The following is a 9334-nucleotide window of genomic DNA, read 5'->3' on the forward strand; positions in this document are numbered from 1 at the left end:
TGCAAGATCGCCCCTTCCACCTACTACGCCCACCACAAACGCCTCCAGGCGCCCTCCGCCCGTCGCGTCCGCGACGCGGAACTCAAGGAGGAAATCAAGCAGGTCTACACGTCCAACTACCGTGTCTACGGGGCCCGGAAGATCTGGCGCGAGCTGAACCGGCAGGGCCATCCGGTGGCCCGCTGCACGGTCGAGCGCCTGATGCGCGAACTCGGCATCCAGGGCGCGGTCCGCGGCAAACGCGTCATCACCACGATTCCCGGCGGACAGGTGGAGCGAGCGCCCGACCTGGTCGACCGTGACTTCGTCGCCGCCGCGCCGAACCGCTGCTGGGTAGCGGACTTCGAGCGCCGTGAGGTGCTGTGAACCGAGTGGAGGTGAGAGACCACCACCGCTGTCCTGTCGCAGCAGGGCGGTGAAGCTGGGGGCAGCCTGATCCGGGAGACGCCGGTGAGGGTGGACAGCAGCCCCGACAACGACGGGACGCGCCGGCACTGCCAGACGGTGCGGGTCCGGCAAGCAAGACGGGAAGGTGTACGCACAGGAACCAGCTGCCGAACGCTCCTCAAGCCACTCCCACCAGCTCAAATCTGGCGGATACGGGCTGGGTTGCAGCGCAGACCCGCTCCAGGACGTGTCGGGGCGGAGAACTCCGGGTCCGGTTAATGTCGCCGGTTCGGGAGGCCGTGAGGAAGGTCTGCGGCGTACTCACGGCGATGCTGCAGGGGCATAGCTGGGCACCTCACCCGTCGATCGGTTCGCAGTGAACACGGGATCCGTCCCGGCGGTCCCACCCCGACCGGCAGCCAGCCGGGCGGAGGGAAGGCCCGTCGTCGGCCGACACCACCGAGGCGGGGCGGAGGAGCCGTAGTAGTCCGGGACCGGGAAAGCCGGTCACATGGCGAAGGGCTCCAGCGGGTTCGCAGCAAGTACGCAGACTGTGGAGGCCACTTGTGAATACGAGTGCTCCATGGCCCGACGCTGATGTGGCGGAGCTGTGAGTACGCAGGATGCAGCGCAAGCTGCACCATTGGGCGGTCGATGATTCCGGCCGCCAGTTCGATGATCTGTTCAACCTTGTCCACCACCCCTGCTTCCTCGCCGTGGCGTGGGAGCGGGTCCGGACCAATCGTGGTGCGCGGTCGGCCGGACCGGATGGAACGCCACCGCGTTCCTACGGTTCCGTCGATGCCATCCGGATGCTCTCTGCTCTCCGAGAGGAGATCAAAGAGCGGCGGTTCCGACCGGATCCGGTGCGGGAGGCGATGATCCCGAAGACGAATGGCAAGCTTCGTCGCCTCGGGATCGCCTCCAGCCAGGACCGGGTGGTGCAAGCCTCGCTGAAGCTGGTTCTGGAACCGATCTTCGAGGCGGACTTCCGTCCGTGCTCGTATGGGTTCCGGCCCCGGCGGCGGGCTCAGGACGCGATCGCCGAGATCCACTTCCTCGCCGGGGGCTCACGGGCCTATCACTGGGTGTTCGAGGCGGACATCACGGCGTGCTTCGACGAGATCGACCACACGGCCCTGATGGACAGGGTGCGTGGCCGCATCGCCGACAGACGCGTGCTGACCTTGGTGAAGGCGTTCCTCAAGGCCGGGATCCTCTCCGAGGACCAGGCCGTCCGGGACAATCTCACCGGGACCCCGCAAGGCGGAATCCTCTCACCGTTGCTCAGCAACATCGCCCTGTCCGTCCTGGACGAGCACTTCGATGCCAAGTGGAAGACACTCGGCCCGGAATGGACACGCCGCAAGCATCGTAGGGCCGGAAGGCCGACGATGAAGATCGTCCGCTACGCGGACGACTTCGTCGTCATGGTCCACGGAACCCGCGAGCACGCGGAGGCGCTATGGGACGAAGTCGCGGCAGTACTCGCACCAGTGGGCCTACGCCTGTCGGTCGAGAAGAGCAGGGTCTGCCACGTCGATGAGGGGTTCGACTTCCTCGGCTTCCGCATCCAGCGGAGACGCAAGAGGGGGACGGACAAGCGGCACGTCTACACCTGGCCGTCGAAGAAGGCGCTCGCGTCCGTCCTCGGCAAGGTCAGGCGGCTGACACGTCGCCGCAGACATCGCACGCTCGCCGACCTGTTGCGCCATCTCAACCCCGTATTGCGGGGCTGGTGCAACTACTTCCAGCACGGAGTGTCCAAGCAGACGTTCTCCTACCTCGACCACTACAGCTGGTGGCGGGTAGTGACATGGATGCGAAAGCGGCACGCCGGGCTGGCCTGGGGAGTCTTCAGCCGGAGGTTCCTGCCCGGATGGCAGATCGCCGACGGCAAGACCGCGATGTTCCGGCCGGAGCAGGTGACAGTCACCCGCTACCGATACCGGGGCGCGCAGATCACGACTCCCTGGACGGCGAGGCTCCCGGAACCAGCCGCATCAACGGCATGAACCCGTGGAGAGCCGGATGCTCGGAGACGGGCTCGTCCGGTTCGGAGGGCGGACCCGGGAAACGGACCGGTGGAGACACCGGCACCGCGCCCGGGTCCGACCCCTACACCCACGTGAAAACGTGGTCCGCGGTCGTCTGCGTCGCCTTCGTCGTGGACACCTTCTCCCGCCGGATAGTCGGCTGGTCAGCGGCCACCGTGAAGGAGACCGTCTTCGTCCTGGACGCCCTGGAGATGGCGGTCTGGCAACGAGACCGCGACCAACGGCCGGTGAAACCAGGCGAGTTGATCCATCACTCGGATGCCGGGTCGCAGTACACATCGTTCAAGCTCGCCGAACACCTCGAGACCGCCGGCATCGCCGCGAGCATCGGATCCGTCGGCGACGCGTACGACAACGCCCTGATGGAATCGACGGTGGGCCTTTACAAAGCCGAGCTGATCAAGCCTCGACGGCCCTGGAAGACGCTCTCCCAGGTCGAGCTGGCCACCGCCGAGTGGGTCGACTGGTACAACCACCGGCGGCTCCACGGTGAGATAGGCCACGTCCTGCCGGTCGAGTACGAAGCCAACTACTACACCGAACTCACGAAACCCCAGGTCACAAGCACAATCTGAGATCTCTACCGAACCCGGGGCGGTTCAAGAAGCTGCTGGAAAGCACTGGCATCAAACTCGCCGCGGTCGCCTCCGACATCATGGGCGTCTCCGGCCGGGCCATGCTGGAGGCCCTCATTGACGGGGAACGCGACCCGCAGATGCTGGCGGACCTGGTCAAACGCAAGCTCCGCAACAAGATCCCCAACTCACCGAGGCCCTGACCGGCCGCTTCCGCGACCACCACGCCTTCCTCACCGCCTGCACCTGGACCACTACGACCGGCTCACCGGCGCCATCGGACAGCTGGATGAGCGGATCGAGGAGGCGATGGCCCCCTTTCGTCCCGCCCTCGACCTGCTCGACACCATCCCCGGCATCAACCAGGCCGTCGCTGAAGTGATCATTGCGGAGACCGGCGGAGACATGGCCCGTTCCGCCTCCGCCAGGCACTTCGCGTCCTGGGCCGGGGTCTGCCCCGGCCACCACGAGTCCGCCGGCCGCACCAAGAACACCAAGGTCCGCCCCGGGAACCCGTATCTCGAAGGGGCCCTCGGCCTGGCTGCCTTCGGCGCGGTGAGGAGCAAGGACAACTACCTGCAAGCCCGCTGTAAGCGGCTGACCGCCCGCCGCGGCCCGCTGAAAGCCCTGGTCGCCATCGAGCACTCGATCATCACCGCGATCTGGCACATGCTCACCGACAACGTCCCCCACCACGAGCGCGGCGGCTCCTACTTCGCCCAGGGTGACCCCGAACGCGCCACCCGCCGCGCGATCACCGCGCTCAACCAGGTCGGCTACACCGTCACCCTCAACCCGATCGAGAACGCAGCCTGACCACCGCACGGTCCGGACACCCGGCGGCCCACTGAGACCACCGGGCATCCAGCCATGCCCACACCTACCCTGACCTGCTTTTCATTTACGCGTCAGCTGCCCGGACCCTGGTAATCCAGCCGGTCAGCGCAGCGGCGTTGGCCGGTGCCGGGGTGAGCAGAGCGGCGAAGTCGCCCGCCGCGTCTGCCGGGGCCGTCATCTCCGAGCAGGCTCAGGCGAGCTGGTCACGCAGCACGTGCTGGTCCTTGCACAGGTGGGCGGGATCGGTCAGCAGGAGGCGGGCGGCCTTGCATGTGGAGAGGCTGGCGTGGGCGGCCTCGACCCGGCTCTGGTCGATGTACCGGACCAGGAGGTTCGGGCTGCCGGTGTAGCCCATCAGAGCCCCGGCGGCCAGGGCGGCATGCGCTGACGTGGCGCCAGGATTCGGGCCCGGGTTTGGAATCGGTCGCCTGCAACTGGACCTGCAGTCAGCCCTGGCAGCCGGGTACGGGGCCGGCACTGCCCTCGCAGTTCGTGTCGTTGTTGTTTCGCACGTCGCTGCTGACGAGGGATACGGTACTTGCCGGCGTGTTTCCGTTGTCGATACCACCAGGTGCGGCGACGGACCTGTTGTCCATCACCTTGGTCCTGGTGAGCTGAAGGGTGGCGAAGTTCTTGATGCCGCCGGCGCTCGTACCGGATCCCTCGCTCGTGTTGTTGCTCACGGAGCTGTCCTCAGCCCGCACTACGCCACCGCTGAAGTTGAAGAGCCCGCCACCGCCGCTGAAGACGCCGAGGCCGACACCGAGGACGTTGTTGAAACGGACCTCGCTGTTGTACATCCGCAGACTTCCGGTGTTCGGCCCGACGCTCAGGTTGACGATGCCGCCGCCGTAATCCTGTGCGTTGTTGCCTCGGACGTCGGCGTTCTTGAGGGTCAGGCTTCCGCCGCTGTTGAGGATGCCCCCGCCGGCGTCAGCGGTATTGAAGGTGATCCGGCTGTCGGTGACCGTCGTGGACCGGCCCTCGGCTGCCAGACCTCCCGCAACGCCGGTGGTGGTGTTGCCGCTGATCTTGCTCTGCACGATGGACGCAGTGCCGTTGTCCGCGATGGTGACACCGCCACCGCCTCCGCGTCCGGCGGTGTTGCCGATCACGGTGACGTGCTCGAGTCTTAGACGTCCGGCGGAGTAGATGCCTCCGCCGCTTGAGAAGGCGGGTGCCCCGCCGCCGTTGGAATTGCCTTTGGTGATCGTGAGGTTCTGCAGTTGGAGGTTTCCGGAGTTCTCGACGTAGAAGATGCGGAAATTGATGCTGCCCTCTGACCGGGCGATGGTGGCGCCGTGTCCATGGATGACGATCGTGTTCCTGATCGGTGGAAGACCGACCGTGTCGGAGGACGCCTCGGTGAGTACATAGCGACAGTGAGGAGCCAGGTCGAGAGTTCCCCCCCTCGTTGTTGGCTCTGCTGATCGCGGCTGCCAGAGCGTTGGCGCTGCACCGCACGTGCGTGACGGGAGCGGCAGCTGCGGCGGGGATCGGAATGGCTGCCAGGCCGGCGGCAAGGGCGGCCGTGCCGACCGATGCCCGCAGCATGGGAATACGTCGCATGACGCCTCCTCGCGGATTGTGGCGCACTCCCTGAGCCGGACAGGACGCAGCCAACCCTGCAATCGAATGAACTGCATTCAAACCGGTACGTTGCCCGGAAAGGGTCGGCTCGCGGGCGGTTCACTCGAAAGCCGTGGGGGTTCGGCCCGATGGGTCATGCCTCGGATGCGTCCGTGCGGCAGCTGCCCACGGTGTGTGGAGACGGCCGGAAGACCCATGAATTCTCAGAAGTCCCCCTGTGCTCCGGCGTCGCCGGCGTTCGATTCCGCGGCGCTGCGCCTTGCGGCCGTACAGGCGTCGGGTTTTCGGGCGCGGCGGAAGCTGCTCCTCGTCGGCGGTGTCGGCGACCGGGTCTGGTTCCGTCACGCCAAAGCGGGGAACCGTGGCAACGCGTCATCACACTGCACCTGGTGGACGGAGGGCGGATCACCGGCACCGCGCCCACCTACCGGGGCGAGGGCCAGGCATTTCTGTGATCTTCACCGCCGGGGAGTGCGGTGTCACCCCGCCGTTGAAGGGGAGCCATCACGCAGTACCGGGGCCGTCATGATCGTTCGGTCGCGGCGACCCGTGTGCGACGGGTGACCAGGAACTCGGCGAACTCGGCAAGCAGGTCGAGCCGTTCGGCCTCGACCGCCGGTTCGGGGACCACCGACCGGGAGATGACCTCTCCGTCGAAGAGGTTCCGGACGGTCGAGACCAGCAGGTGCCGGTCCTCGTCGGACAGCCCGCGCAGGGCCGGGACGTCTCGCGCGACCTTGGTGATCGTTTCGAAGAACTGTTCGGCGACGGGGGTCAACTGCTTGCGAAGGTCGGGGTCGGTGCGCGCTGCCACCAGCAGTTCGAACCAGACGACGTTGGCCTCGTGGCGGTGCCGCTCCCGCATCAGCAGGAGGGTTTCGCGCAGGTCCCGGTCGGGCTCCTGGGCCAGCCGCCGCCGCACTACCGCCAAGTGCTGTACGGCCACCTCCTCGGCCGCGGCGACGACCAGGCTCAGCCGCGAGTCGAAGTGGCGGAACAGGCCCCCGCGCGACACTCCGGACCGCCGGCAGATCTCCCCGACCGAGGTGTTCGCGTAGCCGACCTCGGCGATGGAATCGATCGTCGAGTCGATCAGCCGTGCGATGGTCGACTGCTTGCGCTCCTGCTGCGTCCGCCGTTTCGGGGGCGCCGGTTCCTTGCTCACTCAGGCAAGCGTAGTCTCCCGCCCGCCGATGGTGCCGGGGTCGACCGTCCCACGCGCCTCTCCGACCCGCAGGAACCGGCCGGTGCGCCGTCGGCCGAAGTCGGCGCCGAAGCGTCCCGCGCGGTAGACCAGGTTGCCCGCGACGAAGGTGGCGAGAACGGTGGCGTCATTGCGGTTGACCATGCGCCGCATACCGCCGAACGCCTCGACCGGTGCCTCCTCGATCTGGTCCAGGGAGGAGTCGAGCCGGTCGGGATCGATGATGACGAGGTCGGCGCGGTCGCCTTCGCCCAGGAAGCCTGCGTCGATGCCGTACCAGGCGGCCAGTTCTCCGGTCAGGCGGTGGACAGCCCGCTCCACGGTCATGAAGCCCTCTCGATGAGCGCGGCGGAGCAGGCGCAGCGGGAAGTTGTAGAAGGCCATGTTGCGCAGGTGGGCGCCGGCGTCGGAGAAGCCCATCTGCACCTCGGGCAGTGAGCTGAGTTTGTTCAGTGCCTTGGGGCGGTGGCCGGAGATGGTGGTGTGCCAGCGCACCGCGGGCCCGTGGGCGACGACCATGTCGAGGAACGCGTCGACAGGGTGGAGCCCGCGCTCGTCGCCGACCTGGCCGAACGTCTTGCCGACGACCGAGGAGTCCGGGCATGCCACGATGTGGGCGTCATAGAAGTCGCGGTGCCAGATCCGGGGCGACCACTTGCGCTCGTAGTCGCGGCGGAACCGGCGGCGGTACGCCTCGTCCTGGAGCAGCGCGTTGCGTTCGACCTGGTCCTTCAGGTGCAGGGCGGCGGCGCCCGCGCCGAACTCCTCGAAGATCACCAGGTCGATGCCGTCGGCGAAGACCTGGAACGGCACCGGCAGGTGCTGCCACCGGAAGTTGCCGCCGAGCAGGTTCGCCATCCGCGCCAGTGGGCCCATGATGTGCATGAGGAGGGGGTTGGCCTTGACGTCCGCCGCCGTGAGGTAGCTGGTCTTCAGCGGTTTGCGGCCCCGTCGGCCGACGGACTCCCACAGGGCGGGGAACAGGGCGATCGGCACGGTGAGGTTGGGGATGGACTGCACGACCCGGCCGGCGCTGCGGATGAGGCGGTGCAGCCTGCGCCGTTCGGTGCGGGTCGCGAAGGTCGAGGGGAGTGTGCGTGATCGGTACCGCTCCCCGTCGAGCTTGTCCCAGGGGTTGAGCATCTCCGACAGTCCGAGCATCCCGGCCCGCAAGGCGTCGGCGAGCAGCAGCTCCATCTGCCGCAGCTCGGCCTCGCTCGGCTTGACCCGCTTGTCCGTCGCTCTGCCCAGCCCCATCACGGCGGACCGCAGGTCCGACTGCCCCAGGAACATGGCGACGTTCGGTCCGAGCGGGAGCCGCTCCAGCGCGTCGACGTACTCCTCCGCGGTGGACCAGGACTTCCTCTGCTTCAGCACCCCGATGACGTGCTCGCGTGGAATGGCCTCGACCCGGCTGAACAGATCGGCGGCGTCCAGCGGATCCACGTGCACGGTGCTCAGCGAGCACGATCCGAAGATCGCGGTGGTCACTCCGTGCCGTACGGACTCCCCAAGCCCCGGCGCCGCCAGCACCTCCACGTCGTAGTGCGTGTGGATGTCGATGAATCCCGGCATCACCCAGGCGCCGGCGGCGTCGACGACCTGTGCCCCGTCCGCGTCGAGTTCCGTCACCGAGACGGTGGCCACCCGGCCGTCCCGCAGACCCAGGTGCCGGATCGCCGAAGGCCCGCCTGTCCCGTCGAACCAGCGACCGTTGGTGATGACGATGTCGTAAGCCATGCCGCGCAAAATAGAGACCGATCGGTCTCTATGTCAACGGTTCGCGCCGTGTCGGTCAGCGGGACCGAGGTGCAGCCGTGGGCGTCCGGGTGCCACGGTGGCCATGCGCCGCTCCGATGCGCAGGCAGTGTGCTCTGCCGCGTGAAGTGGTCGGCGGGGTGTGTCGGCACGGATCTGGCCCGCATGCCGGATCGACGCTGGAAGGCGGCCGGACTCGGGCGATCGCGGCGGGTCACGGGGGAGACACCGACGTTCCGCTTCAACGTTTGGCGGGCGCCATGGCATCGACGCGTCCGAAGTGGTGAATGTGCAGGTCGGGTGGGGTCGGCCCCATCCGGGGTCGCCCCCGTCGCTGGATCCGCTGCTGGATCCGTTGCTGGATCCGCGCTGGATGTCCTGACGTCTCGTCACCCGTCGTCATCCCTGGTTATCCGTACCACTGCGGGGTCGGAGCCGGATGGAGATGACGACCCGTCAGGTGGGTGGGCGTGCTGGGCGGGACGGATCTCCTTGCCGCTGGGGTGCGCGGGCCGTTGACGGTGGCGTGAAGGCCGGATGGGCGTGCGGCGGTGTCGTTGCGCGTGGACGGCGGACAGGGGGCTGCGATGGGGCCGTGCAACCGATGGCTGGCAACTGGAGAGGCACAGGAAGTCCTTGGCCGCAGGTTCGAGTCCCCGGCACCCCGGGTGGGCGGCGGTGCTCGGGGTCTTGGGCCAGCGCCACGCCACCGACCTGCAGCTCGGGCATCGAGTCCTCACGCATGATCGGCCGGACGCGCTCCAGGCGCGGCAGCACCCGCGTAGGGCGGGCGGTCGGATGCCGAGCTCCGGTACGGTTCGCCGTCCGCCCCGCGGCGTCCTCACCGCCGCGCGGGATGTCAGAATCCGACGGCCTCGCGCAGCAGCAGGACAGTGCCGCGCCCGGGCTGCGGCTCGGCGTTGAGG

The 9334-nt window shown here is 67.8% G+C and carries 9 protein-coding genes and 1 pseudogene; 6 read left to right on the forward strand and 4 right to left on the reverse strand.

Features of this window, described 5'->3' with window-relative positions; genetic code table 11:
- The 5 genes from ACFSL4_RS25630 to ACFSL4_RS25650 form a co-directional block, all read left to right on the forward strand.
- Window positions 1-366, forward strand: a 366-nt coding sequence (locus tag ACFSL4_RS25630) for an IS3 family transposase (protein WP_381087459.1), incomplete at its 5' end; no start/stop codon positions are given.
- Window positions 367-1010: 644 nt separating this feature from the next.
- Complete coding sequence (gene ltrA / locus ACFSL4_RS25635) at window positions 1011-2402, forward strand: group II intron reverse transcriptase/maturase (protein WP_381087462.1); 1392 nt, start codon at window positions 1011-1013, stop codon at window positions 2400-2402.
- 113 nt (window positions 2403-2515) lie between these two features.
- A complete protein-coding gene (locus ACFSL4_RS25640; RefSeq protein WP_381087465.1) occupies window positions 2516-3019 on the forward strand; it encodes a DDE-type integrase/transposase/recombinase in 504 nt (167 codons plus the stop codon).
- A gap of 80 nt (window positions 3020-3099) precedes the next feature.
- Window positions 3100-3222: a hypothetical protein gene (locus ACFSL4_RS25645; RefSeq protein ID WP_381087468.1), complete on the forward strand. Its 123-nt coding sequence runs from the start codon at window positions 3100-3102 to the stop codon at window positions 3220-3222.
- Between the two features lie 106 nt (window positions 3223-3328).
- Window positions 3329-3835 (forward strand): transposase, encoded by a 507-nt coding sequence (locus ACFSL4_RS25650; RefSeq protein WP_381087470.1) that lies wholly within the window; start codon window positions 3329-3331, stop codon window positions 3833-3835.
- A gap of 211 nt (window positions 3836-4046) precedes the next feature.
- On the opposite strand, the gene ACFSL4_RS25655 is transcribed toward ACFSL4_RS25650, so the two are convergent.
- Both ACFSL4_RS25655 and ACFSL4_RS25660 read right to left on the reverse strand, forming a co-directional pair.
- The gene (locus ACFSL4_RS25655; RefSeq protein ID WP_381087473.1) at window positions 4047-4211 is read right to left on the reverse strand and encodes a hypothetical protein; all 165 of its coding nucleotides are present in this window, start codon (window positions 4209-4211) and stop codon (window positions 4047-4049) included.
- 91 nt (window positions 4212-4302) lie between these two features.
- Window positions 4303-5502: a hypothetical protein gene (locus ACFSL4_RS25660; RefSeq protein ID WP_381087476.1), complete on the reverse strand. Its 1200-nt coding sequence runs from the start codon at window positions 5500-5502 to the stop codon at window positions 4303-4305.
- A gap of 262 nt (window positions 5503-5764) precedes the next feature.
- Between ACFSL4_RS25660 and ACFSL4_RS25665 the strand changes: the two are divergent.
- Window positions 5765-5901 (forward strand): annotated as a pseudogene (locus ACFSL4_RS25665) (amino acid deaminase/aldolase); the annotation flags it as partial.
- A gap of 68 nt (window positions 5902-5969) precedes the next feature.
- On the opposite strand, the gene ACFSL4_RS25670 reads toward ACFSL4_RS25665, so the two are convergent.
- Both ACFSL4_RS25670 and ACFSL4_RS25675 read right to left on the reverse strand, forming a co-directional pair.
- Window positions 5970-6611 (reverse strand): TetR/AcrR family transcriptional regulator, encoded by a 642-nt coding sequence (locus tag ACFSL4_RS25670; RefSeq protein ID WP_381087478.1) that lies wholly within the window; start codon window positions 6609-6611, stop codon window positions 5970-5972.
- Complete coding sequence (locus ACFSL4_RS25675) at window positions 6612-8390, reverse strand: N-acyl-D-amino-acid deacylase family protein (RefSeq protein ID WP_381087481.1); 1779 nt, start codon at window positions 8388-8390, stop codon at window positions 6612-6614.
- Window positions 8391-9334: the final 944 nt, after the last annotated feature.

Origin of the sequence: Streptomyces caeni, assembly GCF_042678285.1 — a bacterium.
Classification (GTDB): domain Bacteria; phylum Actinomycetota; class Actinomycetes; order Streptomycetales; family Streptomycetaceae; genus Streptomyces; species Streptomyces caeni.